17 protein-coding genes and 1 other RNA gene are annotated in these 26,372 nt (G+C 59.7%); 8 read left to right on the top strand and 10 right to left on the bottom strand.

All coding sequences use genetic code 11. The annotated features are described in order from the left end of the window. Positions 1–189 precede the first annotated feature (189 nt). Positions 190–2,286: an ATP-binding protein gene (locus AAHA39_RS07865; protein ID WP_320656886.1), complete on the bottom strand. Its 2,097-nt coding sequence runs from the start codon at positions 2,284–2,286 to the stop codon at positions 190–192. Positions 2,287–2,301: 15 nt separating this feature from the next. Beyond that, positions 2,302–3,486: an FIST signal transduction protein gene (locus AAHA39_RS07860; protein ID WP_320656885.1), complete on the bottom strand. Its 1,185-nt coding sequence runs from the start codon at positions 3,484–3,486 to the stop codon at positions 2,302–2,304. 116 nt (positions 3,487–3,602) lie between these two features. Between AAHA39_RS07860 and AAHA39_RS07855 the strand changes: the two genes are divergently transcribed. Beyond that, the gene (locus AAHA39_RS07855) at positions 3,603–4,517 is read left to right on the top strand and encodes a gluconeogenesis factor YvcK family protein (protein WP_320656884.1); all 915 of its coding nucleotides are present in this window, start codon (positions 3,603–3,605) and stop codon (positions 4,515–4,517) included. A gap of 29 nt (positions 4,518–4,546) precedes the next feature. On the opposite strand, the gene AAHA39_RS07850 is transcribed toward AAHA39_RS07855, so the two are convergent. The 3 genes from AAHA39_RS07850 to lpcA form a co-directional block, all read right to left on the bottom strand. Then, positions 4,547–4,882 carry an Hpt domain-containing protein gene (locus tag AAHA39_RS07850; protein WP_043851223.1) on the bottom strand — a complete coding sequence of 112 codons (336 nt, stop codon included), beginning with the start codon at positions 4,880–4,882 and terminating at the stop codon, positions 4,547–4,549. A gap of 297 nt (positions 4,883–5,179) precedes the next feature. Further along, positions 5,180–5,971: a class II glutamine amidotransferase gene (locus AAHA39_RS07845; RefSeq protein WP_320656883.1), complete on the bottom strand. Its 792-nt coding sequence runs from the start codon at positions 5,969–5,971 to the stop codon at positions 5,180–5,182. Between the two features lie 135 nt (positions 5,972–6,106). Further along, positions 6,107–6,685, bottom strand: a complete 579-nt coding sequence (lpcA, locus tag AAHA39_RS07840) for a D-sedoheptulose 7-phosphate isomerase (protein WP_033114978.1) — start codon at positions 6,683–6,685, stop codon at positions 6,107–6,109. A gap of 256 nt (positions 6,686–6,941) precedes the next feature. On the opposite strand from lpcA, the gene fadE reads away from it, so the two are divergent. Continuing rightward, a complete protein-coding gene (fadE, locus tag AAHA39_RS07835; protein ID WP_201965739.1) occupies positions 6,942–9,398 on the top strand; it encodes an acyl-CoA dehydrogenase FadE in 2,457 nt (818 codons plus the stop codon). A gap of 156 nt (positions 9,399–9,554) precedes the next feature. Beyond that, positions 9,555–10,829, top strand: coding sequence for an amidohydrolase (locus AAHA39_RS07830; protein ID WP_041208746.1), 1,275 nt, complete (start codon positions 9,555–9,557; stop codon positions 10,827–10,829). 96 nt (positions 10,830–10,925) lie between these two features. Here the strand turns inward: AAHA39_RS07830 and AAHA39_RS07825 are convergent, their stop codons facing one another. Next, positions 10,926–11,288 carry an RnfH family protein gene (locus tag AAHA39_RS07825; RefSeq protein WP_104014309.1) on the bottom strand — a complete coding sequence of 121 codons (363 nt, stop codon included), beginning with the start codon at positions 11,286–11,288 and terminating at the stop codon, positions 10,926–10,928. Next, on the bottom strand, positions 11,281–11,715 hold the full coding sequence (locus AAHA39_RS07820; protein ID WP_005344096.1) for an SRPBCC family protein: 435 nt from the start codon (positions 11,713–11,715) through the stop codon (positions 11,281–11,283). The genes AAHA39_RS07825 and AAHA39_RS07820 overlap by 8 nt, the downstream gene beginning before the upstream one ends. Before the next feature lie 169 nt (positions 11,716–11,884). Between AAHA39_RS07820 and smpB the strand changes: the two genes are divergently transcribed. Together smpB and ssrA are read left to right on the top strand one after the other, a co-directional pair. Next, positions 11,885–12,373: an SsrA-binding protein SmpB gene (gene smpB, locus AAHA39_RS07815; protein ID WP_005344095.1), complete on the top strand. Its 489-nt coding sequence runs from the start codon at positions 11,885–11,887 to the stop codon at positions 12,371–12,373. A gap of 162 nt (positions 12,374–12,535) precedes the next feature. Further along, positions 12,536–12,895: a transfer-messenger RNA gene (gene ssrA / locus AAHA39_RS07810) on the top strand. Positions 12,896–12,989: 94 nt separating this feature from the next. Here ssrA and AAHA39_RS07805 read toward each other — a convergent pair. The 3 genes from AAHA39_RS07805 to AAHA39_RS07795 form a co-directional block, all read right to left on the bottom strand. Continuing rightward, on the bottom strand, positions 12,990–13,865 hold the full coding sequence (locus AAHA39_RS07805; RefSeq protein ID WP_320656882.1) for an aldose 1-epimerase: 876 nt from the start codon (positions 13,863–13,865) through the stop codon (positions 12,990–12,992). Then, positions 13,862–15,316: a sugar porter family MFS transporter gene (locus AAHA39_RS07800; RefSeq protein ID WP_320656881.1), complete on the bottom strand. Its 1,455-nt coding sequence runs from the start codon at positions 15,314–15,316 to the stop codon at positions 13,862–13,864. The genes AAHA39_RS07805 and AAHA39_RS07800 overlap by 4 nt, the downstream gene beginning before the upstream one ends. Before the next feature lie 72 nt (positions 15,317–15,388). Then, on the bottom strand, positions 15,389–18,676 hold the full coding sequence (locus tag AAHA39_RS07795) for a DUF5107 domain-containing protein (RefSeq protein WP_320656880.1): 3,288 nt from the start codon (positions 18,674–18,676) through the stop codon (positions 15,389–15,391). 119 nt (positions 18,677–18,795) lie between these two features. On the opposite strand from AAHA39_RS07795, the gene AAHA39_RS07790 reads away from it, so the two are divergent. From AAHA39_RS07790 to AAHA39_RS07780, 3 genes are all read left to right on the top strand, one after another. Continuing rightward, positions 18,796–19,998 carry an ROK family transcriptional regulator gene (locus AAHA39_RS07790; protein ID WP_320656879.1) on the top strand — a complete coding sequence of 401 codons (1,203 nt, stop codon included), beginning with the start codon at positions 18,796–18,798 and terminating at the stop codon, positions 19,996–19,998. Positions 19,999–20,407: 409 nt separating this feature from the next. Beyond that, on the top strand, positions 20,408–24,619 hold the full coding sequence (fdhF, locus tag AAHA39_RS07785; RefSeq protein WP_320656878.1) for a formate dehydrogenase subunit alpha: 4,212 nt from the start codon (positions 20,408–20,410) through the stop codon (positions 24,617–24,619). A 372-nt stretch (positions 24,620–24,991) separates the two neighbouring features. After that, positions 24,992–26,344 (top strand): tyrosine-type recombinase/integrase, encoded by a 1,353-nt coding sequence (locus AAHA39_RS07780; RefSeq protein WP_136501424.1) that lies wholly within the window; start codon positions 24,992–24,994, stop codon positions 26,342–26,344. Positions 26,345–26,372: the final 28 nt, after the last annotated feature.

Genomic DNA, 26,372 nt, shown 5'->3' with positions numbered 1-26,372 from the left:
GCAAATGAGTGGGAACACAACAAGCCATAACAAGAGAGAGCCGCTGCGCTAAACGGCCAAATTGAACATAAAAGAGTCATTTAAAAGTTGGCACAGATTTTTCATATAGATTTGTACAACCCGATTTATCCCGTGCTCTCTTCAGTATTTGCTGAAGATCTGGTCAACCCACAAAGTTGACCATTTTTTTTATCCGCGCGTCGGCAAACGCTGACCAAAGTGACGCTGCAGACAGTCACGCAGTCGTGACAAGGTGATCGGCTTGGCGAGAAAATCATCCATCCCCTGCGCCAGACAGCAGGCCTTGTCCTCTGCCATTGCATTGGCCGTCAACGCGACGATGGGCATGGTGTAACCCATCTCCCGCAGCCGTCTGGTCGCCTCCAGCCCGTCCATCTGCGGCATCCGCATATCCATCAGGATCAGATCCGGCTGCTGTTGCTCCACTTGCGCCAGCGCATCCAGCCCATTGACGGCCAACCGGACATGGCTCACCAGTTTTTGCAGCATCAGTGACACCACCAGCTGATTGACCGGGCTATCCTCCACCACCAGCACATCGAGCGGCAGCAGGGCGGGAGCACTCTCTTCCCGCGCTGGCTGGCAGTGACAGGGCAGCGCCATGTTGCTGAGCTCAAACCAGAAGCAACTCCCCTTGCCTGGCTCACTCTCCAGCCGGATCTCCCCACCCATCAGGGAAACCAGCCGCTTGCTGATGGCAAGGCCAAGGCCGGTCCCCGAGAAGCGACGGGTGGCCGAGTTATCAACCTGCGAGAAGGGTTCAAAAAGCTGGGCCTGATCCTCCGGGGCAATCCCGATCCCGGTATCACTCACCGAAACCCGCAATTTATCCTCATGCCAACTCAGCCGCAGGGTCACCCTCCCCTCATCGGTAAATTTGAGGGCGTTGTCGAGCAAATTGCCAATCACCTGGGAGAGCCGCATCGGATCTCCCTGTAACTCCCCGGGCACCACATCGTCTACTTCACAGCACAACTCGATCCCCTTGGCATCGGCCCTTGCCTGCAGCGGCTCGATAAGCGACTGGCAGAGGCGTTCTGTCTGCATCGTCTCACAGTGAAATACCAAGGTCTGGGATTCGATTTTCGAGAAGTCGAGCACATCGTCGATGATGGTTTGCAGCAATCTGGCCGAGTGGGTCGCGTGACGCAGCAGGCTCTGCTGATCCGGTGCCAGCTCGGCATGTTGCAACAGATCGAGCATGCCCAGCACCGCATTCATCGGGGAGCGGATCTCGTGGGTCATCATGGCCAGAAACTGGGATTTGGCGCGGTTGGCCGCCTCGGCTTCGTCCCGCGCCCGAGCCAGCTCCTCCTCACGCCGGATCTGGCTACTGATGTCCCGGGCGGTGCCGCGATAGCCGATAAAGTTGCGATCTTCATCGAAGCTGGGCTCGGCGCTCACCTCCATCCAGCAAGGCCCCCCCTGCAGAGCGACCTGCATTCGCACTGCGCGAACCGGCTGACGCTGTTCCAGCAATTCGAGGTAGACGTTGGCTTCCCGGCTGCCCTTGTTGCAAACATAGTCATAGAGGGTCGGCCGGGTAGAGAGCGGCATCTGTTCATCGAGATAGCCGGGCTCGGAGGCGTAGCTGAGTCTGTGCTCGGCATCCGTCTCCCAAAACCAGTCCGACGCCATGGCGGCGAAACTGCGAAAACGGCGCTTGCTGGCCTGCAGAGCCTCGGTCTTGACTGCAACTTGCTCCTGCAAGCGTGCCCGATAGGTGATGTTGACCAGTGCCTGCGAGATGAGCGGGCGGCAACGCTGCATCGCCGCCTTGCTGGTGAGATCGAACGTGCCGGCACGGGAGTGGCGGCAGATGATGGTGGCGCTAAATCCTGGGGCCTGGAGCCCGGTAAGCATCAGGCTCGCCCATCCCGGAACTGCAGCGAGATCCGCCAGCTCCGGCAACTGGGAAGGGTCGTAGATCACCAGCGTCTCTCCCGCAATCGCCCGGCCAAATGCCGGCGTCATGGCCCAGTTACGTCCCTGCTCCACAGGATCGGTAGTGAGGTGAGTAATCCCCGTTTTTCCCTCCCAAGCCACCACATCCGCATGCTCAAACCCGATAAAAGGCTTGAGCACCTGAATGAGGCTCTCCAGCACCTGCTCCGGCGTCTGGGCATCGGCCAGCGTCGCTACCCCGCTCAACAGGGTCTGGGATTCATGCCGGTATTTGGCCTCGCGCTCACGACAACGCATCAGATCGACCAGAGTGGTCTGCAGTTTGTCGCCCAGGGCTTCCAGTTCGCTGTTGCCAATCATCTTGTTGCCTGTTCTCTAACGGGTCAGGAAGATCACGCTCGATACCATCAGGTTGCCGTGAGCCAGCTCACCATGGGGCAGCCGCCCCTGCTCGCCGAACGTAAAGGGAGTGATAAAGGGGATCTTGCCGAGACGAGCACGGCTCTGTTCGACAAACTCGCACAACATATCACCAAGCGCCAAACGACAACCAGCACAAAAGATGATAAGCGCGCCGATAGGCTGTAATTCAACATCGACACCATAGCCCGGCTCGATCCGGATTGCATTGAGGCTACGTTGCAGCAATCCCTCCTGACTGCTGTACATCAGGAGCAACCGTTCGCCCTGCACCACGTCGGTAAAGAGGCGCAAGCCTCCCTGCTCGGTAACCGCCTCCGGATGAGAGAGCTTGTAATAGGGAATACCATCGAGGGAGCCCACCTGACGAGCCAGTGGATTGAGCGTGGTTTCGCGCAAGATGGGGCCCACAGGCCAGGGGGACTCGCGCCCGCACCAACGGGCATAGACCTCTGCGGCAGGCTGGTGATCAATAGTCAGCACCTCCCGCCCATGGCAGGCGGTGATCTCGCCGCTGCATTCGGCGGGGACGTAGCCGGAGTGAAACTGAAACGCGAGCTGGCAATCGGGATAGAGCACCGCCAGCACGATGCCATCGCGGGTCATCGACTCATCCCAACAGAGTTGCCAGTTGCCGCTAACGCTGTTGTCGGCCGCAGAGCCGCCGACCACGGGTACGGATGCGCCCAATTCTGCCTCAATGCCGGCCAGCAGACCTTCTTCCTGGCCGGGGCTGGCATGAAAGAGGATAAGCTGGGGCAGCTCGCCGGGTCGGCCACAGTCACTCATGGCGCGACGCAGCAACTGCCGCACATCAACCTGACTACCGCTGGCTCCTGCTATGCCGTAGGCACCCGCCTCATCGTAAAATGCCGCCGCAGCCAGACCATATCCCTGTCGGGCATGATGGCCCACCTCGGTCATCACCCCACCGCAGGAGCTGCACCCCAGAAAACGGGTGGTCGGGAATTGGCGTTTTAGCTCGGAACAGACTATCTCGCCCTCATGGGCCTCGGTAAAATAGATCAGCAACAGGGAGGGAGCCTGCATGGAATGGTGGCGCAGTCGCGCACAGATCTCTTGAGCCGCCAGCGCTGAACTTTCAGCGAGGGAGTGAACGGTCAGAAATTTCAACACCATCTCCTTGTCGTATTAACGGATGCCAACCGCAAGCAAAAATCATACCCTTATCAAACAATTACCTCGATTCACTTGCTAATATAGCGGTCAACTGAGACCAATGACAGGATGCCTTCATGTGGCAGAAAAACATCAATGACTTCGAGCGGGTCGTAGCCATCGGTGGTGGCCACGGTATGGGACGAGTGCTCTCATCCCTCTCGTTCTTGGGTCAACGCCTGACCGGCATAGTCACCACAACAGATGATGGTGGCTCCACCGGACGCCTGCGCAAGAGCCAGGATTGCATCGCCTGGGGCGATCTTCGCAACTGCCTCAATCAGCTGGTGACCGATCCCAGCATCGGCAGCATGCTGTTTGAATACCGCTTCGCCGGCCGGGGCGAACTGGCGGGACATAACCTCGGCAACCTGATGCTGCTGGCACTCGATAACCTCTGTGTCCGTCCTCTTGATGCTATCAAGCTGATCAGCGACATGCTCAAAATCGAGTCACAATTGTTACCCATGTCTGAATTTCCGACCGATCTTTGCGCCAACATGGAGTGTGGCACCCGGATCCTCGGAGAGGTCTCGATTGACCAGCTCGCCTCCCCACCGCTCTCTCTTGGCCTGATGCCCGAAGTGCAGGCCACCAGAGAGGCGGTACAGGCGCTGCAACAGGCGGATATGGTCATCCTCGGGCCGGGCAGTTTTCTCACCTCCATCATGCCCCCCCTGCTGCTGGCCGAGATCGCCCAGGCCATCAACGAGAGCAACGCCATGGTGGTCTTTATCTGCAATCTGGTAGCGGAGAAAGGGCCAGCTGGCCAGCTTGATCTGAAGAGCCAGTGTCGCTGGCTGGAATCAAGAATAGGTCAGGGACGGATTGACGCCATCCTCGCCCCCAGCGAGGCCGGAGGAGCAGGGGAGTGGCAAGGCAAACTGATCGAGGCGGAGTTGGGGGAGAGCGAACTGCCTCACCGCCACGATCGCTTGAAGCTGAAACTTGCGCTGGACAGAGTGATCCATCATCTGCTCAACGCACGCTGATTAATCTGCATGCGCCGAACCAAACAGCCTCACTGATAGGTTGCGAGGAAAGAGAGAACCTGGGGCAGGGAGTGCTCCAACTCTTGCAATTGACGCCCCGCTTCACCGGCATCGGCCTGCTTGCAGGCCATCTCCAGCGCCATCACCTGCTGGTAGCTGGGCATGGCGCCGTAGCTACCACAGGATGATTTCATGCTGTGGGCCACTCTGGCCAGTTGTGCCCAATCGCCCTGCTCATAAAGTGGCCTGAGCTGACCCAACTGCTCACCCACCTCTTCGATAAAGACAGAGATCACCACCGGCAACATCTCCTGACCAATGTCATCGGCCAACTGCTGTAATACCTTGCGATCTACCCACTCCATGTGTGCCTCCCCTGAAAGGTATTCAAACAGACCATACTATAGATAATTCCATCAACAAGATCGCCTGCACAGCCGTTATTCCTCTGATGATGAAGTGAGCTCCAAGGTGGAAAACGTGAGAGATCTCTCACTATCAATACAGTGCAAATGGCAAAAGATACAAAAAAGTTGCCACAAATTAACAGCTAAATAACAATTCGTTTTGTCAGAGTGATATTGCTCAGCAACACCTCTCATCCCTTTTTGCCTTTATGGCTGCTGCGAAGAACCAGGGGAGTTTTCTACCCTGGTATTTTTTTATGGTGTGACGCCGATTTGGTTAGTCGCCACCCGCTCCCCAAGCCGGAACAGATTGAATTCGCCGGGGGCCATCTTGATCCAGTTCTCATTGCCGGTCAGCGGCCGCGTCGTGACCAGCGTCACCACATCGTTGGGTGTGGTCTCGCTCTGGAAATCGATCACCACCTCTTCATCCAGCAAACTCGCCTCGCCAAAAGGCGCGCAGCGAGTCAGCCAGTGCAGGTTGTTGCTGCAGTAGGTCATCACATACTCCCCGTCCGAGAGCAGCATGTTGAATACCCCCAGCTTTCTGAGCTCATCACACAAGGTGGCCATGTAGCGAAACATGGCGGGAAAGTTGGCGGGACGCTTGGGGTACTTCTGCTCCAATCGGTCGAGCAGCCAGCAGAAGGCGTGTTCGCTGTCGGTGTCTCCCACCGGTCGATGTCGCCCGGTTGGCAACTTCTTGTAGCCGGTGAGCTGGCCATTGTGGGCAAAAGTCCAGTAACGGCCCCACAGCTCGCGGGTAAAGGGGTGGGTATTTTCCAGCGAGACGCAGCCACGGTTGGCCTGGCGGATATGGCTGACGACAGCGCAGCTCTTGATGGGCAGCGCCTGTACCAGTCTGGCGATGGGTGACTGGGCGCTGGGTTCGGGATCCTTGAAGGTGCGAAAGCCCTTCCCTTCGTAAAAGGTAATGCCCCAGCCATCCTTGTGGGGGCCGGTCTTGCCGCCACGCAGCATCAGGCCGGTAAAACTGAAACAGATATCGGTCGGCACATTGGCACTCATGCCGAGCAGTTCGCACATATCCGGATGCCCCCTTCCTTGACTACATAACAACTGGCTTCGCACTCGGGCTGGCCAGCAAAAACCGGATTTAGAGGTGCAGAGAGAAGCACATTACTGGTACTCCTCCCTGCTCCTTTATCGACGAGTTGCCGATTACTTGGCCATCTCTTTTTCGACCAGCTGGATCAGGATGTGGATCACCTTGATGTGCACTTCCTGAATGCGATCGGCATAGCCAAAGTGCGGCACGCGGATCTCGATGTCGGCCAGACCAGCCATCTTGCCGCCATCCTTGCCGGTCAGGGCGATCACTTTCATCCCCTTGGCGCGGGCAGCTTCGATGGCCTTGATGATATTGCCGGAGTTGCCGCTGGTGGAGATACCGAGCAGCACGTCGCCACGACGGCCGACCGCTTCCACATAACGGGAGAATACGTAGTCATAGCCAAAATCGTTGGAGACACAGGAGAGGTGGCTCGGATCGGATATGGCGATACCGGCGTAACCCGGGCGGTTCTCGCGATAGCGACCGGTCAGCTCTTCGGCAAAGTGCATGGCATCGCAGTGAGAGCCGCCATTGCCGCAGGAGAGCACCTTGCCCTCCTCCTTGAAGGAGTCGGCCAGCAACTTGGCAGCCGCTTCGATGTTTTTCAGGTTCTGCTCGTCAGCCAGGAAAGCCTGCAGCACGCTGGCAGCTTCAGTCAGTTCGTTGCGGATCAATTCTTGGTACATGATGTCTCTTCCACTGTTTTTAGTGTGCGTGTAAGTCACCGCTATTCTCGCATAAGCCAATCCCGGAGTCGCCCCCTCCCCCCTGCAACACAACCCTGTTGCCACGAGCGTTACGGGGATCACAGTCGCAAGGTAATGAAGATGTAAACAGCTTGATAACTTTGTGCGTATGAATTACAACAGGGGCCACATCCAACAGGTCTGACCTCTGGATCAGTGACGCCACGTTGGCAATCTTTCACGCAAGGAGCAAGCAATGACGACGACCCTCACTCTGCTCGGGGTGATCCTGGTTATCGGAGCCCTGGCCTACCGCCGGACATCCCTGTTCATCTCCACCCTGGTCACCGGCGCGGCGCTGGTGCTTGGTGCTATCTATGGTCATGTGCCCTTGCTGGTCTGGGCGCTGTTTGCGGTGATCGCCATCCCGCTCAACCTGGTGGAATTTCGCCGCACCCAGATAACCAAGCCGCTGTTCAAACTCTACAAATCGATCATGCCGGAGATGTCTCGCACCGAGAAAGAGGCGATTGAAGCGGGTACTACCTGGTGGGAAGCCGATCTGTTCGCAGGCAACCCGAACTGGAAAAAACTGCACGCCATTCCGGTCGCGACCCTCTCGGCTGAAGAGCAGGCCTTCCTCGACGGCCCGGTGGAAACCGTCTGCCGCATGGTCAGCGACTGGGAAGTGACCCACGAGCGTGCGGATCTCTCCCCCGAGGTGTGGCAATACCTGAAGGACAACAAGTTCTTCGCCATGATCATCAAGAAGAAATATGGCGGCCTCGAATTCTCGGCCTACGCCCAGTCCTGCGTCCTGCAAAAGCTGTGCGGCGCCAGCGCCGTGCTCGCCTCCACCGTCGGCGTGCCCAACTCGCTGGGCCCGGGCGAACTGCTGCAGCACTATGGCACTGACGAGCAGAAGGATTACTACCTGCCCCGTCTGGCGGTGGGCAAAGAGATCCCCTGCTTCGCCCTGACCAGCCCGGAAGCAGGTTCTGACGCAGGCTCCATCCCCGACTTCGGTATCGTCTGCAAAGGCGAGTGGGAAGGCAAAGAGGTTCTCGGCATGCGCCTCACCTGGAACAAACGCTACATCACCCTCGCCCCCATCGCCACCGTCCTGGGTCTCGCCTTCAAACTGCGTGACCCCGAGCACCTGCTGGGTGACGAGGAAGAGCTCGGCATCACCTGCGCGCTGATCCCTACTCACATCAAGGGGGTCGGCATCGGCCGTCGCCACTTCCCGCTCAACGTGCCGTTCCAGAACGGTCCGACCCAGGGCAAGGATGTGTTCGTCCCGCTCGACTTCATTATCGGCGGCCCGGCCATGGCCGGTCAGGGCTGGCGCATGCTGGTCGAGTGTCTGTCGGTAGGCCGCGGTATCACCCTGCCCTCTAACAGTACCGGTGGCGTCAAGATGCTGGCCCTGGCGAGCGGCGCCTACAGCCGCATCCGTCGCCAGTTCAAGCTGCCTATCGGCAAAATGGAAGGGATTGAAGAGCCGCTGGCCCGCATCGGCGGCAACGCCTACATCATGGGCGCCGCAGCCAACCTGACCGTGACCGGCATCGACCTTGGCGAGAAACCCTCGGTCATCTCCGCCATCGTCAAATACCACCTTACCGATCGCGCCCAGAAGTGCATCATCGATGCCATGGACATCCACGGCGGCAAGGCCATCTGCATGGGCCCCAACAACTATCTGGCTCGTGGCTATCAGGGTGCCCCCATCGCCGTGACGGTGGAAGGGGCCAACATCCTGACCCGCAGCATGATCATCTACGGTCAGGGCGCCATCCGCTGCCATCCGTACGTGTTGCCGGAGATGCTGGCGGCCAGCCACCCGGATCAGGAGCAAGCCCTCAAGGACTTCGACAAAGCGGTATTCAGCCACGTCGGTTTTGCCATCAGCAATATGGTACGCAGCTTCTGGCTGGGTGTTACCGGCGCCCGTTTTGCCGCAGCACCTTATGGCGACCAGACCAAAGGTTACTACCAGAAGCTCTCCCGCCTCTCTGCCAACCTGGCCTTCCTGTCAGACATGGCGATGGGCACCCTGGGTGGTGAGCTCAAGCGCAAGGAGCGAGTCTCCGCCCGCCTCGGCGATGTGCTGAGCCAGCTCTATCTGGCCTCCAGCGCCCTCAAGCGCTATCAGGACGAGGGACGCCAACAGGCCGACCTGCCGCTGCTGCACTGGGCACTGCAAGATGCCCTGTTCAAGGCCCAAGAGGCGATCGACGAGCTGCTGCGCAACTTCCCGAACCGCTGGATTGGCCTTGCCCTGCGCGCCGTGGTGCTGCCGCTGGGTCGCGACATGAAGCGTCCGAGCGACAAACTGGACAACCAGGTTGCCCGCCTGTTGCAAACCCCGAGCGAGACCCGCAGCCGCCTGGCCAAGGGTCAGTACCTGACCCGCGAAGAGGGTAACCCCTTCGGTCTGTTGGAGCAGGCCCTCGATGACGTGCTGGCTGCCGAACCGCTGTTTGACAAGGTGTGCAAGGCTGATGGCGTCAAGCGCCCCTTCCTGGCACTGGACAAGGTGGCCGACATCGGCCTCGCGGCTGGCGTGCTGAGCCAGAGCGAAGCGGAGCTGCTGCGCCGCGCCGAAGTAAGTCGCCTGCGCACCATCAACGTCGATGACTTTGACCCCATCGATCTGGTAGCCAACAAGAAGCTGTTTGAAGCCTCGGCTTACCATCGCGCCGCCTGATATCAAGGCAATCTGACAACGCCTCCCTTGTGGAGGCGTTTTTTATTTCATGACTGCAACAGCTTGCCCAGCTCCCCCGACCAGCGCCCTTCCCCGTGTCCTCGCCCGCAAAACAGTGCACAATAGCCGGCAAACCGAATCACAAAGGAAGCCAGGATGACCCTTGAGCACCTGATCCAGTGGCGCCGCGACCTGCACCGCCTGCCGGAAGCGGCCTGGAAAGAGTTTCGTACCACCAGCCTGATTGCCCACCATCTGAATGAACTCGGCTATCACATCGTGCTTGGCGACAAGCTGCTGGCCAGCAATCTGATGATGGGGCGCGATGTCGATGTGGCCGCCGAGAAAGCCCGCGCCCGCCGTCAGGGTGCCCATCCCGACTGGCTGGAGCGCATTGGCGACGTGACCGGGCTGATGGGAGAGCTGGATACCGGCCGCCCCGGCCCGACTCTGGCTTTTCGCTTCGACATCGATGCCGTGGAGGTGGAGGAGTCTGCCGCCGAGCAGCACCTGCCGCAGCAGGAGGGCTTTGCCTCCCACAACAAGGGGTGGATGCACGCCTGCGCCCACGATGGCCATACCGCCATCGGTCTGGGGCTGGCCAGCCGCCTGATGGCGATGAAAGAGGAGCTGTGCGGGCGCATCAAGCTCTTCTTCCAACCCGCTGAAGAGGGGTGCCGCGGTGGCAAGGCGCTGGCCGCTGGCGGAGCGCTTGATGACGTGGATGCCCTGCTCTCGCTCCATATCGGCATTCATGCCGGCAGCGGCGAGCTGGTGATCAACCCCACCGAGTTCCTCTGCTCAACCAAGTTCGACGTCCACTTCATGGGCACCGCCGCCCATGCCGGGCTCGAGCCCAATGCCGGCAGCAATGCGCTGGCTGCCGCCTGCATGGCTACCACCGCCATGCTCGGCATTCCGCGCCACCGCGACGGCATGACCCGCATCAACATCGGCCAGCTCCACGCCGGCAGCGGGCGCAACGTCATTCCCGACCATGCCGAACTGCACGGTGAAACCCGCGGCGCCGACAGCGCCCTCAACGACTACATGTTCAGCCAGGTGCAGCGCATCGTCGAAGGCACCGCCCTTGCCCACGGCGTCACCTACCGCATCATCAAGCAGGGTGAGGCCATCGCGCTCGATAACAGCCCGGCACTGCAGGCCGAGCTGGCGGCGCTGGCTCGCAAGCAGGGGCTCGCCACCATCCAGACTCGCCGCTTTGGCGCCAGCGAAGATGCCGGTTTTCTGATGGAGCGGGTGCAAAAGCAGGGGGGCGAAGCGGCTTACCTGATCCTTGGCGCCGATCTGGCAGCGCCGCACCACCACAACGCCTTCGATTTCGACGAGCGGGTGATGCAGAGCGGGGTTGATCTGCTGGCAGCGTGGGCCCATGCCAGACTGGGGAATTCGGCTCTTATCAAGGGATAAACCCGGTGGCCATCAGCTCGGAAACCTGAGCAAACAGGATCAAAAAGGCGCCCATCGGCGCCTTTTTATTTGCCAACCGCTTGCCGCGGCGCAATGTCACTCAGCCGGTTGGCCATCACCACGCTTGCGGTTGGTATTGGGACGACCGCCGGTCACAGCATCGGCACGCCCCTCCTCCTTGGCCTTCTCGGCACGCTTTTTGCGCATCTCGCGCGGATCGGCGATGAGCGGGCGATAGATCTCGATGCGATCGCCATCCTGCAGCAGATCGCTCCCTTTTACCGGGCGGCTATAGATGCCGAACTTGTTGACTGCAAGATCGATCTCGGGGTGTTTTTGCACGATGCCGGACTGCTCGATGGCAGCCTGTACGCAGGTCTCGGGAGAGACCCGCAGCGCAATCACCGTCTGACGCTGCGGCAGGGCATAGACTACTTCGATATTGAGCTGATCAGGCACCGTACACCACCTTGGCCCGGTTGGAGAACGCGGAGACCATGGAGCTCACCAGATCGCGGAACACCTGGCCAAAGGCCACTTCGATGAGCTTGGAGGTAAATTCGAAATCGAGGTCAAACTCCACCTTGCAGGCATCCACGTCGAGGGGAGTAAAGGTCCACCAGCCAGCCAGCTTGCTGAAGGGGCCGTCCACCAGCTCCATCCTGATCTGGCGGTTTACATCCAGCTGGTTGCGGGTAGTAAAGGTTTTGGCGATGCCCGCCTTGGCCACATCGACCGACGCCATCATGTAATCGTCACCCGCCTCATGAACACGGCTGCCGACACAGCCGGGCAGAAACTGCGGATAGGCATTCACATCGTTGACCAACTTGAACATCTGTTCGGCACTGAACATCACCAGGGCACTGCGAGTAATACGGGGCATGGCTTTTCCTCATCCAATCGCCGCGATTTTATCACCATGTTGGCGCTTTTGGAGGTAAAACCTCGGCCAAACTGCTCAGAAAGCGGCCACTTGACCCGTCGCGCGTTTTACAGCCGCCCCCGCCTACGTATAATACGAGCCTCCTAGTCATTGCCGGAAATCGCCCGTCATGAGCAAAAAAAACAGTAAAAACAAAGCCGGGTCCAGCACCATTGCACTCAACAGAACCGCGCGCCACGAATACTTCATCGAAGAGAAGATCGAAGCGGGTCTGTCCCTGCAAGGGTGGGAAGTCAAATCCCTGCGGGCGGGCAAGGCCAACATCAGCGAAGCATATGTCATCTTCCGCGATGGCGAAGCCTACCTGTTCGGCTCCAGCTTCCTGCCACTGCAAGCGGCCTCCAGCCATGTGGTGTGTGACCCGACCCGTACCCGCAAACTGCTGCTGAGCCGTCGTGAACTCGACAAACTCGAAAGCCTGATTGCCCGTCAGGGCTATACCGTCGTCCCCCTCGCCCTCTACTGGAAACAGTGCTGGGTCAAGGTCGAGATCGGTCTGGTGAAGGGCAAGAAAGAGCACGACAAGCGCGAAGATACCAAGGCCCGCGAGTGGGATCGGGAAAAAGCGCGCATCATGAAAAACAAGTACCGCGGCTAACTCTCTGCTGTCCGGGCGATTCCCGTCCGGACACCTCACTTCCGGTTCCCTTCCCCCGGTCACTGCGCACAATAAATCGGCAAACAGACCACCAGCTGGCGGGAATAGCCATCAACGCCTTGCCATACCAGCATTTTTGCGTACAATCGCTCTTAACAACTTGGGGCTGATTCTGGATTCGACAAGATTCACGAAACCCAAGGTGCATGCCGAGGTGCGGTAGGCCTCGTTAATAAACCGCAAAAAAATAGTCGCAAACGACGAAAACTACGCACTCGCAGCTTAATAACCTGCGCTGAGCCCTTCTACCCTAGCTTGCCTGTGTCCTAGGGAATCGGAAGGTCATCCTTCACAGGATCGTGTGGAAGTCCTGCTCGGGGCGGAAGCATTAAAACCAATCGAGCTAGTCAATTCGTGGCGTGTCTCTCCGCAGCGGGTTGGCGAATGTAAAGAGTGACTAAGCATGTAGTACCAAGGATGTAGTAATTTTGGACGGGGGTTCAAATCCCCCCAGCTCCACCAAACGTTTGGAAAGGGCCACCTCGCAAGAGGTGGCCCTTTTTATTTCTCCGTTTTCGGCAAACACCCAACCCGCACAATACCACCGCTGATCTAGCTATGGCTTACAAAGTGTTGTCGGTTCAGGCATCAGGGTGATGGTCATGGCGATGCTCATGGTGTCACCGCGCTGCAGTAGACGCAGGCCGGGGTGACCGGCCATATGGTGGGCATTGGCGGCATGACTCTGGGGCTCAAGACAAACAAAACCGCTCGCTTCATCCGGCTGATAGAGCATCAGGAAGGAGGCGTCGCTGGCCACCTTCAACCGCTGCCGACGAGCGGGATGCTCCAGCTCGGCCGTACCATGCCAGCCACCGTAACAGTGGTTGAGCCACCCTTGTGGGCGCTGCCACTGGCGAAAGTCGAGGTGGGGCGCAAGCCTGCTCGACCAATCGGTCGGCAGATTATCCATTCCCTCCTGCCAGACGCCACTCGCCAGAAAGCGAATCTTGGTCTGCTCGTCGCGCCAGAAGAAGGGATGAAAACCGGCGCCGTAGAGACAGGGCGCCTCCCCCAGATGGGTCAGACTGATACGTGCGATCAGGCTCACCCCCTGTAACCGATAGTCAATCTCGGCCAGATAGTGAAAAGGGACGCATTGGCTGGCAAGCTGCAGCGTCACCGAACTGGCTGAGCCTGCCACCCGCTGCCATGGCAGCAACCAGCCATCGCCATGCAGGAAGAAGTCGGGATCAACCGGGCTTTCTGGCAAGCCATGCTCCTTCCCCCACAACTCAAAACGATTGCCTGCCACCCGGTTGGCCAGCGGCACCATGGGAAAGAGGGCGCTTTCGCTGGGATGACAAGATGCACCGGGGTCACTATCGCGCAACAACGGTCGCCCCTGCTCATCCTCCAGCCCCAACACACAGGCTCCTTGGGTTGAAACCCGCATCCGAAGATGCGGGTTGCTCAATGTGTAAACCGTCATGCCGAGGCGCTCGCCTTGGTCGGCGTCAGCTCCACCTTGCCTTGGGCCAGTTGGGCTTCCAGTGCCTCCAGCGTCACCCCTTTGGTCTCGGGCACCTTGCGATAGATAAAGATGAGACCGGCGAAACAGATGATGCCGTAGAGCAGGAAGCTGCCAGCGGCCCCCAGCCCGGCGTTAAGCAGCGGGAAGGTGTAGGTCAGCACGAAGCAGGCGATCCAGAGCGCCAGGGTTCCGGCCGACATCGCCAGCCCGCGCACCCGGTTCGGGAAGATTTCGGAGAGCAGCACCCAGGTCACCGGCGCCAGCGTCAGCGCATAGATGGCGATGGCCGCCAATACCAGCAGCAATACCGGCACGCCCAGTACGCCTGTGGCATAGGCCGCCGCCATCATGCCGTAGATGATGGTCAGCCCCGTCGAGCCAATCAGCATCAGCTTGCGACGGCCAAGCTTGTCCACCATGGGCAGCGCGATCAGGGTAAACAGCAGGTTGATAAGACCGGTGGCGACGATGGATTTGAGGGTGCTGTTGATGTCAAACCCGGCGGAGGCAAAGATCTCCTGCGCATAGTTGAAGATGACGTTGATACCGCACCACTGCTGGAACACCGCCAGCACCATGCCGATGATGAGGATGGGGCGCACCGAGGGTTTGCCCAGCTCCGCCAGCGATACCTTGTGCACCGACTCACCCACCAGAGTCTGGCGGATCTCGGCCAGCGTCTGCTTGGCATAGGCATCCCCGCCAATCTTGCCGAGCATGCGGGCCGCCTGCTCATACTGGCCATCTTTGGCCAGCCAGCGTGGTGACTCCGGCACGAAGAACATCAGCACCAGAAACGCCAGCGCAGGTACCAGTTCGGCCCCGAACATCCAGCGCCAGCCGGACTGGCCGTTCCAGGTCGCCAGAATATCGGCCTGAGTGGCGTTGCTCGCAACCGGATCGGCGATCATCAGGTTCACCAACTGAGCAGCCAGCACGCCGATGACAATGGTGAGCTGGTTGATGGCGACGAACTTGCCCCTCTTGTCGGCTGGGCTTATCTCGGCGATGTACATGGGCGAGAGCGCAGAAGCCAGACCGATACCGATCCCCCCTACGATGCGATAGACCACGAACAGATCGAAGTTGCTGGCCGCAGCCGTGCCCCATGCCGAGATGGTAAATAGGATGGCGGCCAGGATCAGCGGCTTCTTGCGGCCGAAGCGGTCGGCTGACCAGCCAGAGATAGCTGCCCCCAGCACACAGCCCACCAGCGCCGAGCTCATTGCCCAGCCCGACTGGGCCGGATCGGTGATGGAGAAATAGGCCTCATAGAAGGGCTTGGCCCCACCGATGACCACCCAGTCGTAACCAAACAGCAGACCTCCGCAGGCGGCCACCAGGCAGATCATCCAGACGTAGCCCATGTTGAGCCGGTGCGTATCCGAGCGATGTTGAGTGTGTTCCATGACTCATCCTTATTATCTTGTCGATTGTAGGGTGCAGTGGCGCCCCGTACCGTGGCGGGGCGCCCGTTGTTGTTATGGCTGTGATGGATTGAGTGACAGCTCGCGGCAGATCAGGGCGAACAGCTGCCCCTTGTCGTGGGCCGGGTTGAGGGTCAGCAGCTCGCGCAGGGTCTGGGTACACGCTTCGCGTTGATCCAGCCCCAACTGGCCGAGCGCCCGGACCAGCAGACAGTGCTGGTGGTGTTTGTGCTGCGGGTCGTCATCCAGCACGATGAGATCCGGCAGCGAGACGGCAAAGAAGTCCGCCTCGACCGACTCGCCCATTGCCTGCTCGGCCCAGCCGACCATCCCTTCAAACAGACGCTGCGCCTCGGCAACCCGTCCAAGACGAGCCAGCGCCATACCCTGATAGAAGAGATAATCCACCGGCTGATCGTTGTAGTAGCGGCTGGCCCCCAGCGAACCCTGACCCAGACAAGCCTGTTGCAGGCACTGGGCCGCCAGACTCTGGTTGTCACAGGCCAGATGGCAGAGCGCCAGCAGGAAGTGGATGTCATTGTCGGTTTGCCCAACCAGACGCCCCTCCCCCAGATTGAGGGGATAGTGCAACGCCTGTTGCAGCAACGGAATAGCCTGCTCGTGGCGTCCCTGAGTCATCAACACCAAGGCACGGCGCTGCTGGTTGATGAGGTACTGGCCGGTCACCTTGCCCTCACCCCCCTCCCAGGGGTGGAATTCGCGCAGCCGCAAGATCTCGGCCGCCGCATCCAGCTGACCGGTAATGTGATAGAGGCTGAGCAGTTCGGCGGTCAGATCGTCGCGCTTGAGGGCGACCGCACGGTGCGCCTCCAGCAGCGCCAGCCGCTCTGCAGGAGCCATGGCACAACGCTTGTGCAGTTGATCCAGCTCGAACAGCAGTCGCGCATCGTCCGGCTTGAGGGCAAAGGCCCGGCGCAGACACTGCTCGGCCGCCGCCATATCACCCGCCTTGTTGAAGTGGTGAATACCGAGGTTGCGCCAGACCGGGGCAAAGTCCGGTGCCTGCTCGCACACCCGCTGCCACAAGGCAATCGCCTGCCCGTAGTTGCGCTTGCTGTAGTGAAAGCAGCCCAGCAGGTAGCTGGCAAACCAGCTGTGGGAAAGCTGCGCCAGCATGGCCACCTCGCCTAGGGTGTTGGGGAAGCGCACCTTGCGGCCAAACGCCTGCTCGGCTCGCGCCAGCAGGGCATCCTGCGCCTCACCTTCCGGCAACAATGCAACCTCGAACAGCAGCGGCAGGGTCTCCTCCACCTGCAGTGTTGAGAGCAGTTGCTGCGCCAGCTCGGGGCGACCCCAGCTCAGCAGTTCGCTGACGAGGAAGCAGAGGTTGGTGCCACGCCCGTTGCACAGGGTGCGCAGCGCTTCAAGATCGTTCGGCTGCTCGCTTGCCAGCCAGCGCAGGAAGGCCAGCTGATAGTGAAGTGGATAACGAACGCGCTGCTCGTCGATATAGGCAATGGCCGCCTCCTGCTCACCAGACTCCAGCAGCGCCAACCCCTTGAGAGCGATGGCGCCGTAGTGGGTACCGTTGACGGCGAGGCTGCGCTCGACAAATTGCAGCCCCTGCGAGGCATCGCGGCGCACCATGGCGATACGGGCCAGCCCGAGGAAGCCGCCATCGCGACAGTTGCCGCTCCAGGTCGCCTTGTAGAAGTCATCAAAGGCTGCATCGAACTGGCCGAGTCGCTCCTCGATATGGCCGCGCAGCAAGCTCGCCTTGCCACATTGGGGATTCTTGTTGAGGCGATGGGCACGGGTTAGCGCCTGATTGACGTAGACCAGCGCCAGCTCATAGTTGGCACGGTTGTACTCCAGGGTCGCCAGCGCCAGGTTGCAGCGATAGTCGCCGCCATCGAGCTCCAGCCCCCGCAGGTAGTAATCAAAGGGCGAACGGCTGGCGTGCAGATACTGCTCCAGATGCTGGCCGATGAAGTAGAGCTCGTCGACCGAGTCGAGATTGACGGCGGGCTCCGGCGCGGTGGCCGGATCCGGCAGGGCTTCGCCCGCGGGCTGATGCTCGAGATAACTCAGCACGCACTGACCCTGTTCATCCAGCAGACGGGCCTGCAAACGTCCCTCGCTGGTGATGGCCTGCGGCTCAAGCCAGGCCTGACCCGGCTGCAGATCCAGAGGTTGCGTAAACAGTACGCCGCCTTCGTCGCTTACCTCGAAGCTGGCCCCGCGAAGTGGCGCTACCGCATAGACCCCGCAGACAAGGCCGTCATCGCTGCGCTCCAGCTTGATGGCGGCGCGGGTGTTGGCGTTTTGCAGAGTGCCGAGGGTGTTGTAGGGCAGGAAGTTTTGCACGAACACTTTCTCCTCCCCCGCATCCAGCCAGGTGAAGTCGGGCTGGTTGTCGGTATAGACCCCGGTCATCAGCTCGATGTAGGGGCCGTTTTCGTCGGTCAGGTTTCGATCCCAGGCCAGACCGAAGTCACAATTGCCCCAGCTCCACTGCTTCTTGCCCGGCGAAACGTGGTGATCCGCCACGTGCAACAACCCGCCCTGCTCGTCATGGCAGTAGGCACCGACGAAGCCATAGTCAGACTTGTCCGCCATATACGAGGTGGGCACCGGAATATTGCGGTAACGGGAGATATCGACTCCGGCGGAGTAGTCCACCTTGTAGTAGGTGCCACGGGCGATGGGGAAGGCGCTGACGTCGCGCTTGCCGTGGTCGTAGACGGCGGTGACATCGGGCGGGAAGACGCTCTGGTGGGCATCGCCCCCTTTCACTGCCGGGTTGGACCACCAGAGGAAATGGCGCGGTGTGTCGTTGCCGTTGAACACCTTGCCGGTGATCTCGATGAGCGCCTTGTCGGGATAGAGGGTGAAGCCCGCCATCACCTGCAAACCACGCATCGGCTCCACCTCGCCGAGCCAGACAGTCCTGGCGCCCCCCTCCAGTTCCGTAATGGTGAAGTCCACCGGCATGAAAGTGGTGGGTCTGTGGTGCTGCGGCCAGTTGAACTCGATGCCGCCGGAAATCCAGGGCCCCACCAGCCCCACCAACGCAGGTTTGATCACCTCGTTGTAATAGACGAAGTCGCGATTCATCACCTTGTCGTAGGCTCGGTGGATGCGACCGCCCAGCTCCGGCAGCAGCATCACCTTGATGAAGTCGTTCTCCAGCCAGACCGCCCGATAGGACTTCATCTGCTTCTGACCGGTGAGGGTATCGATCACGCCATAGGGATAGACGGCCCCCGAGGAGCCCTGATAGACCCGCTTCTCGAGAAACATGGGGTTGGGATCTTCGGCGCCCACCTCGTAGGTCGGCAGGGTGATAGTTTCGACCCAGACCTTGACATCAGCTCTCATCAATCTCGCCTCACTTAATACTTGTTAGTAAAAATTTCAGTGAGACCAGATTAGAATGGTTAAACCACCATTAATTGCTGAAAGATCACGCAATACAGTAAGCGGAGTTTAGTGAAGTGATGAGCACAGGGTTGAACAACCAGAAGGTACGCCACCACAACAAGCAGGTGCTGCTGGCTCTGCTCTACCAGCTCAAGGAGGCGAGCAAGTCCACCCTGGCGCGCCACTGCGAGCTCTCCATTCCGGCGGTCAGCAAGATCCTCGACGAGCTGGTGGCTGAGGGGGCCATCAGCCACAGCGAGCAGAACCTCTCCCAACGCGGCATCAATGGCGGCAGCTACCGCATCGCCAGCGGTCAGGGGGCGATCCTCTGTCTCAATATCAGCCCCACCAGTCTGGAGAGCATTTTGGTGGACAACCTGATCACCCCCCTCGACGACTACGCCGGCCAGAAAATTGCGCCGCAAACCCCGGACGAGCTGCTGCGCCTGATCGAGACCTGCTACTACCAGCACAAGCGCCGCCACAAGGGGCTGGCGATCCGGCTGGCCATCGCGGTACACGGTCAGGTCAACCCGGCCAGCGGGGTGTCGCAGACCATGCCACAAGCCCCCTGGCACGCACCGGTCGAGCTCAAGTATCTGCTGGAGGAGCGCCTCGGCTGCGAGGTGATGGTGGACAACGACTGCATCATGCTGGCGCTGGCCCAGAAGTGGCAGGGCGAGGAAAACGTCGGCGATTTTTGCGTCATCAACGTCGACTACGGCATCGGTTCAGCCTTCATCATCAATGGCCAGATCTACCGGGGTGCCCTGTTTGGCAGCGGCCAGATCGGCCACACCATCATCAACCCGGATGGCAGCGCCTGTGCCTGCGGCCGTTACGGCTGTCTGGAGACGGTCGCCTCCCTCTCGGCCATCAAGAAGCGAGCCCGGGTCTTTCTCAAGCAGCAGGGGACAGATCCCGCTGTGCTGGCGGAGGGGCGTGTCGACACAGCCCAGCTGCTGGCACGCTATCAGCAGGGAGAACCCATGATCCGGGCCATGGTGGACGAAGGAGCCCGCGCCATTGGCCTGAGCCTCTACAATTTTCTCAACATCCTCAACATCAACCACATCTGGCTCTATGGTCGCAGCTGCGGTTTTGGCGAGGAGTGGCTGCAGACCATCATCCACCAGACCGGTGCCAACCCGTTCGACTGCAGCGATGCCGTCAATGCCACCCACATCCGTTTTGGCCAGCTCAGCCGCGCCCAGCAGGTGATGGGGATTGGCTATCTCTACGTTGAGCGCGAGCTGGGGGCGAATCAGCCCACCAGATAGCGCTACACCCACGCAGCGAGTTGAATGCAGGCAAAAAGGAGTAGCCAGCACTGCCTGTTCGGCTGCTCCCAATGTCGCTTGCCGCCCCACAAACCGAAACAAAAGTTGCACATTTTATGACAAACTTCGCCATTCCATCACGGATAAATACCATCAAAAATACAGTTTAAAGCTGCTTGAATAGCCATAAACATCAATACAACACCATGTTTTAACTAGATATAGGTAGCCAGCACCGGGTTATCGTTCCACAAAGAGCCACCACGGGTGAAATCGTTTTCTTTTTAGACAAAGAACCTGAGTTAAATCAAATAAAGTTGCATATCATCTTTGGTATGGTGAGGTCATACCAAGCGGTCTTCTCTATCGCTTCCCTGCTGGCCCAGCCAGATGCAGCATTTTCTGCGCCTTGAAACCGAGTTATGACGCCATGCTCACCATCACCCTCGATGGAGCTCAGTTGACGGTTGACCCGACCCAGACCCTGCTCCAGATAGCAAAACAGCACCAGATCGACATCCCCTCCCTATGCGGTGACAACACCAGCGCTCCCAAAACGCCGTGCGATCTCTGCGTGGTCGAGATTGCCGGGCTCGGCATCCGGCGCGCCTGCGAGACGCGCCCCGAGGCAGGGATGATGATCACGACCCAAAGCGATGCCCTGCGCGCACACCGCCAGCAGGCGCTCGGCCGCATCCTCGCAGATCACTACGCCGATTGCGAAGCCCCCTGCCAACGCGCCTGTCCGGCCGGGGTGGACATTCAATCCTATCTGCATCACATCGCCATGGGGGAGCACGAGGCGGCCATGGCCGTCATCAAGCAGACCCTGCCGATGCCCCTCTCCATTGGCCGGGTCTGCCCCGCATTCTGCGAGGCCGAGTGCCGCCGCGCGCTGGTGGATGAGCCGCTCGCCATTCGTCAGCTCAAGCGCCATGCCGCCGATCTCGATCTGGCCGAGGTTGCCCCCTATCAACCGGCAAAGAAGCCCGCCAAGGGCAAGCGGGTGGCCATTATCGGCAGCGGCCCGGGCGGCCTCACCTGCGGTTACTATCTGGGTTACGAGGGGTTCGAGGTCGATCTGTTCGAGGCGATGCCCGAAGCGGGTGGCTGGCTGCGCTACGGCATCCCCGAATACCGGCTGCCCAAGGCGATCCTCGATCAGGAGATCGACCTGATGTGCCAAAGCGGCATGCGGATCCACACCAGGCAACGACTGGGCCACCAGATCACCCTCTCGGCGCTGTGCCGCGACTATGATGCGGTCTGTCTGGCAGTCGGCGCTTCCAAGGCGGTACCGATGGATTACCCGGGCAGCACCCTGGCAGGTTGTTATCTCGGGGTCGATTACCTCAAGGATCGGATGCTGGCCAAGCGGCTCACCACCGGCAAGAAAGTCGCGGTGATCGGCGGCGGCAACACGGCCATCGACTGCGCCCGCACAGCGGTACGCCTCGGCGCCGAAACCACCCTCATCTATCGCCGCACCCGCGCCGAGATGCCCGCCGAGGCATATGAGATTGACGAGGCGGAGCACGAAGGGGTGCGCTTCATGATGCTGACCAATCCGGTGGAGAATCTGCCGGACAGCCGTGGTCGCGTCTGTCAGGTGCGCCTCGAGAAGATGGCCCTCGGCGAGCCGGATGCCTCCGGTCGCCGCCGCCCGGAGCCCACCGGCGAGTACCTCATTGAAGAGTTTGATACCGTGATTGCGGCAGTGTCGCAGCAGCCTGATCTCAGCTTTATGGAAGGGGAGCCCCTCACCCTCCCCTTCACCCGCTGGCAGACGCTGGAGTCCCATCCCGAGACCATGCACAGCGGCCACGGCAACCTGTTCGCCATCGGCGATCTGCGCCGCGGGCCCGCCACCGCCATCGAGGCGGTTGCCGATGGCCGCAAGGCGGCGCTGGCCATCGATCAGTTCCTCCACGGTGACATGATCGACCCGGTTCGCCCTTTCAACGCCTGCAAGGCCCCCAAACTCAAGCAGGTCGATCCCGCCCAGTTTGCTCACCTGAAAAGAGTCGCCCGCACCATCATGCCCCATCTGGCAGAGCAGGATCGCGAGGGCAGCTTTGCCGAGGTGGAGCGTGGTTTGAGTGATGCCGATGCCCGCAGCGAAGCCAGCCGCTGCCTCGAGTGCGGCTGTCAGGCCAACACCGATTGTGCACTGCGCGACTACGCCACCGAATACAAGGTCGACCAGCGCGCCCTCGATACCAGCCAGTGCCAGAAGTTTGCAGTGGATAACAGCAGCGAATTTATCGTGTTCGATGCCAACCGCTGCATCGGCTGCGGCCAGTGCGTGCAGACCTGTGGTGAGCAAGCGGTACAAGGGGTGCTGCGCTTTGCCAAGCACAGCGATGGCACCCTCTCGAACCGCCCGCAGTTCGACACGGGGCTCTCGATGGGCGACTCCCACTGCGTGCAGTGCGGCGCCTGTGTACAGGTCTGCCCCACCGGCGCTTTGGTGGATGCCCGCGACAAGTCGCAGGGGCGCACCGAGCTGCTCACGCCGGTCAATACCATCTGCACCTACTGCGGAGTTGGCTGCGGCGTCACCCTCTATGTCGATGAGGCGCACAACCGCATCCGCTATGTGGAGGGAAATCGCAACTCGCCGGTCAATCAGGGGCTGCTCTGCGTCAAGGGGCGCTTCGGCTTTGACTTTATCCAGAGCGAGGAGCGCCTCACCACCCCGCTTGTCCGTAAAAATGGCGAGCTGGTGCCCGCCAGCTGGCAAGAGGCCATTCAGCTGGTTGCCGAACGCTTCACCGCCCTGCGCCAGCGCTATGGCAGCGATGCGCTGGCAGGTTTCTCGTCGGCCAAAACCACCAACGAAGAGAACTACCTGTTCCAGAAGTTCATGCGCCGGGAGCTGGGCACCAACAACGTGGATCACTGCGCACGGCTCTGCCACGCCTCCACCGTCACCGGGCTGGAGGCGTCACTCGGCAGCGGCGCCATGACCAACGACATCCCGAGCATTGATCACTCGGATCTCATCTTCATCATCGGCTCCGATACCTCTGCGGCCCACCCCATCATCGGCTCCCATATCAAGCGGGCCATCACCATGGGCAAGGCGCGGCTGGTCGTGGCCGATCCGAAACGGATCGAGATGGCCGACCATGCCAGCCTCTATCTGGCCCATCGCCCCGGCACCGACGTGATGCTGCTCAACGGCCTGATGCAGCAGATCATCCAGCACGGCTGGCACAACAAGGCCTACATCGCCGCGCGGGTGGAAGGGTTCGAAGCGCTGCAAGCGGAGGTTCTCTCCCCCACCTATGCGCCAGACAAGGTGGCCCTCGTCACCGGCGTACCGGCCGAGCAGGTGATCGAGCTCGCGCGCCTCATCGGCACCGCCGAGCGCACCGCCATCTACTACTCCATGGGGATCACCCAGCACACCACCGGCCACGACAACGTGCGAGCCATCGCCAACCTGCAACTGCTGTGCGGCAACATCGGTATCGAAGGGGGCGGCATCAACCCGCTGCGGGGCCAATCCAACGTGCAGGGCGCCTGTGACATGGGGGCGCTACCCAACTGCCTGCCAGGCTATCAGAAGGTGGCCAACCCCGAGGTGCATGCCCGTTTCGCAGCAGCCTGGCAGCAGCCAGACTTGCCGCGCACACCGGGCCTCACCCTCACCGAGACCATAGATGCCGCCTGTGCGGGCAGCATCAAGGGGCTCTATGTGATGGGTGAAAACCCGGTGCTGAGCGATCCGGATCAACATCACGTCATCGAAGGGCTCAAGCAACTGGAGTTTCTGGTGGTGCAGGATATCTTCCTCTCCGAAACCGCCCAGCTGGCCGATGTAGTGCTCCCCTCCTGCTCCTTTGCCGAGAAGAGCGGCCACTTCACCAACACCGAGCGGCGGGTGCAGCGCATCTCCCCCGCCCTCAAGGCGCCGGGTGACGCGCGGGAGGACTGGTGGATCATCCAGCAGATCGCCAACACCATGGGTGGCGACTGGCGCTATCAACACCCGCAGGAGATCACCGCAGAGATCTGCCGGGTTACCCCGCAATACGCCGGCATCCAGTGGGACAAGGTGGGTGTAGAAGGGCTGCAGTGGCCGTGCAACGACGCGGCGCCCGAAGGCACTCGCCTGCTCCACGGCAAGCAGTTCACTCGCGGCAAGGGGGAGATGGTCGCGACCCCGTTCCGCTATGCCGCCGAACTGCCCGACGAGACCTATCCCATCGTGCTCACTACCGGCCGCCTGCTGGAGCAGTTCCACACCGGCACCATGACCCGCAAGACCAGGGGGCTCGACAAACTGGCTGGCCCGCGAGTGATGATGAGCGTGGCGGACGCCGAGCGGATGGGGATCAGCAACAGTGAGCGGGTGAAGGTCACCAGCCGCCGCGGCCATATCGAGCTGCCCGCCTTCGTCACCAAGCGGATGCAACCGGGCGTGGTCTTTATCCCGTTCCACTTCGCCGAAGCCCCGGCCAACCGGCTCACCATCAATGCCACCGACCCGCACGCCAAGATCCCCGAATTCAAGGTGGCAGCGGTACGCATCGACAAGATGGAATCCCCGTCGCAAGCTGGAGAGCTCTCCATGCAGAAGGAACCGGCCAAACCAAGCATCGAGGTTGCCTGAGGGGAAAATAGCAAAACCTGAGTAGCCGCCTGCCGGGAGGGTTGGCCGCAGGCCTTCCTCCTTGGTATCGCGATAGCAAAAGAGGGAGATGAGAAGGGGCCACCAGCCCAAAAGCACAAAGGGTTAGCTTCGATGAGAAGCTAACCCTTTGTTTTATATGGTGCCGATAAGGGGAATCGAACTCCTGACCTTCGCATTACGAAGTCAATAAACTCACGTTTAATCCTGTCTTGATAAATCCAACAAAAAAATTCATTTACATTAAATTCAATGAGTTAAATACACGCCAAATTCACTCTTGTCCAACGACATACAACCCTATACGATGCCAAATGTGGTACCCCATGTGGTACCCCAATACGAGGTTTTAGGATGATTTCTCAAGATCGACAAGTCGCGGCAGCAGAGCTTAAAGAAGGTGCAACCGCAACCCGATTTGCTATCAGCTCTAAACATGGTAACGGGTTATCACTCGAGGTTCGGGCCGGTAAGCAAAAACGCTTCGTGTATAGATTTAGGCTACTTGGCAAGCAACAAACCATGGTACTTGGACTATACCCTGCGATGGGACTTGCTCAAGCTCGTGAGCGACATTGTGTTGCGGTGGGGCAAGTCAAACAGGGCATCGATCCCCGTCAGGTTGTTGCAGAAGCTAAACAAAAGAACGAACAGATGCTCGTGCTTGATGAACTGTTTGAGCAATGGCTTAGCCACAAAGCCAGCGTAAAACGCCGTGATGGCGTTCGATCAGAGATTAGCCTTCGAACCGTCACTGATTATCGTCGAATCTACCAAACACACTTGCAAAAGGTCCTTGGTAAATATCGAGTTTGCGATATCACCATGGCCGTCCTCCACCAACACTATCAGAAGCTACAGAAGGTCTCTCTGGAAGGGCTTCGCAAAGCAATGGGGATAATGAACCAGGTGATGGAGGAGGCTATGCGACGACAGCTTATCGAGATGAGCCCCACGTTGGCACTCAAACCCAAAGTGTACAATGCGACCCCCAATCCACCTCGAGATCGCTGGCTACCAATCTCTGAATTACGAGCCTTGTGGCATGCATTAGAAGAGGGCGTTGAAGGTGGCGGAGCGTTAACAGCTGGTGGCCGTGGCATTGCTACGACTTCTGTTCTTTCTGGAAGTGTCGCCAATGCAATTAAAATCGTCATATTGAGCGCGGTTCGTCGAGGTGAAGTGATATCGATGCAATGGGCACACTTGGATGGTGATCGCTGGACGATCCCGGAAACCAAGAATGGGCGCCCGCATGTGGTGACCTTGTCGCCTTTGGCTCAGGAAATCATTTCAGAGCAGCGAATTATAACCTCCTCTACCAGTCCATATGTGTTCGAATCCTCGACGAAGCTGGGTCATGCCATCACTGGTGACGCACTTATGCGTGCCCTTGACCGGCTACAGAAGCGTAAGCTGGCTGAACTTGAGCCTTTTAGCGTACACGACCTGCGGCGCAGTGTTGCAAACTGCTGTGGAATTGAACTTGGTGCAGGACCTCTAGAGATAGAGCATATGCTGAACCACCAGATCAGTGACAAACTCCTGCGAACTTATCAGGCGGGTGCTTTACGTAACCCTGAAAAACTGAGGAGTTTATTTCTTCGGTGGGGGGATATTGTGAAACATCAAATAGCCCAACATGAAGTAGAAAAATCACCTGATGTTATGGGGAACGTAATCCAAGGGACCTTCGGTAAACGCTGAGTTTTCAGCTCAATCAGACCTAAGAAGG

It is taken from the genome of Aeromonas sp. SE22, from assembly GCF_038739755.1.
GTDB lineage: Bacteria > Pseudomonadota > Gammaproteobacteria > Enterobacterales > Aeromonadaceae > Aeromonas > Aeromonas jandaei.
The sequence above is the reverse complement of the archived record's forward strand: the minus strand, read 5'-3'. Positions and strand labels throughout refer to the sequence as shown.

What these genes read in the sequence shown, in the direction of transcription:
- AAHA39_RS07850 (WP_043851223.1), bottom strand. Translation starts at nt 4,882, where the DNA reads ATGGAGTGGGTAGATCGCAAGGTATTACAGCAGTTGGCCGATGACATT.
- AAHA39_RS07805 (WP_320656882.1), bottom strand. Translation starts at nt 13,865, where the DNA reads ATGACGGTTTACACATTGAGCAACCCGCATCTTCGGATGCGGGTTTCA.
- AAHA39_RS07780 (WP_136501424.1), top strand. Translation starts at nt 24,992, where the DNA reads ATGATTTCTCAAGATCGACAAGTCGCGGCAGCAGAGCTTAAAGAAGGT.
- AAHA39_RS07820 (WP_005344096.1), bottom strand. Translation starts at nt 11,715, where the DNA reads ATGCCCCGTATTACTCGCAGTGCCCTGGTGATGTTCAGTGCCGAACAG.
- AAHA39_RS07795 (WP_320656880.1), bottom strand. Translation starts at nt 18,676, where the DNA reads ATGAGAGCTGATGTCAAGGTCTGGGTCGAAACTATCACCCTGCCGACC.
- AAHA39_RS07800 (WP_320656881.1), bottom strand. Translation starts at nt 15,316, where the DNA reads ATGGAACACACTCAACATCGCTCGGATACGCACCGGCTCAACATGGGC.
- smpB (WP_005344095.1), top strand. Translation starts at nt 11,885, where the DNA reads ATGAGCAAAAAAAACAGTAAAAACAAAGCCGGGTCCAGCACCATTGCA.
- fadE (WP_201965739.1), top strand. Translation starts at nt 6,942, where the DNA reads ATGACGACGACCCTCACTCTGCTCGGGGTGATCCTGGTTATCGGAGCC.
- AAHA39_RS07855 (WP_320656884.1), top strand. Translation starts at nt 3,603, where the DNA reads ATGTGGCAGAAAAACATCAATGACTTCGAGCGGGTCGTAGCCATCGGT.
- AAHA39_RS07845 (WP_320656883.1), bottom strand. Translation starts at nt 5,971, where the DNA reads ATGTGCGAACTGCTCGGCATGAGTGCCAATGTGCCGACCGATATCTGT.
- AAHA39_RS07830 (WP_041208746.1), top strand. Translation starts at nt 9,555, where the DNA reads ATGACCCTTGAGCACCTGATCCAGTGGCGCCGCGACCTGCACCGCCTG.
- lpcA (WP_033114978.1), bottom strand. Translation starts at nt 6,685, where the DNA reads ATGTACCAAGAATTGATCCGCAACGAACTGACTGAAGCTGCCAGCGTG.
- AAHA39_RS07860 (WP_320656885.1), bottom strand. Translation starts at nt 3,486, where the DNA reads ATGGTGTTGAAATTTCTGACCGTTCACTCCCTCGCTGAAAGTTCAGCG.
- AAHA39_RS07790 (WP_320656879.1), top strand. Translation starts at nt 18,796, where the DNA reads ATGAGCACAGGGTTGAACAACCAGAAGGTACGCCACCACAACAAGCAG.
- AAHA39_RS07865 (WP_320656886.1), bottom strand. Translation starts at nt 2,286, where the DNA reads ATGATTGGCAACAGCGAACTGGAAGCCCTGGGCGACAAACTGCAGACC.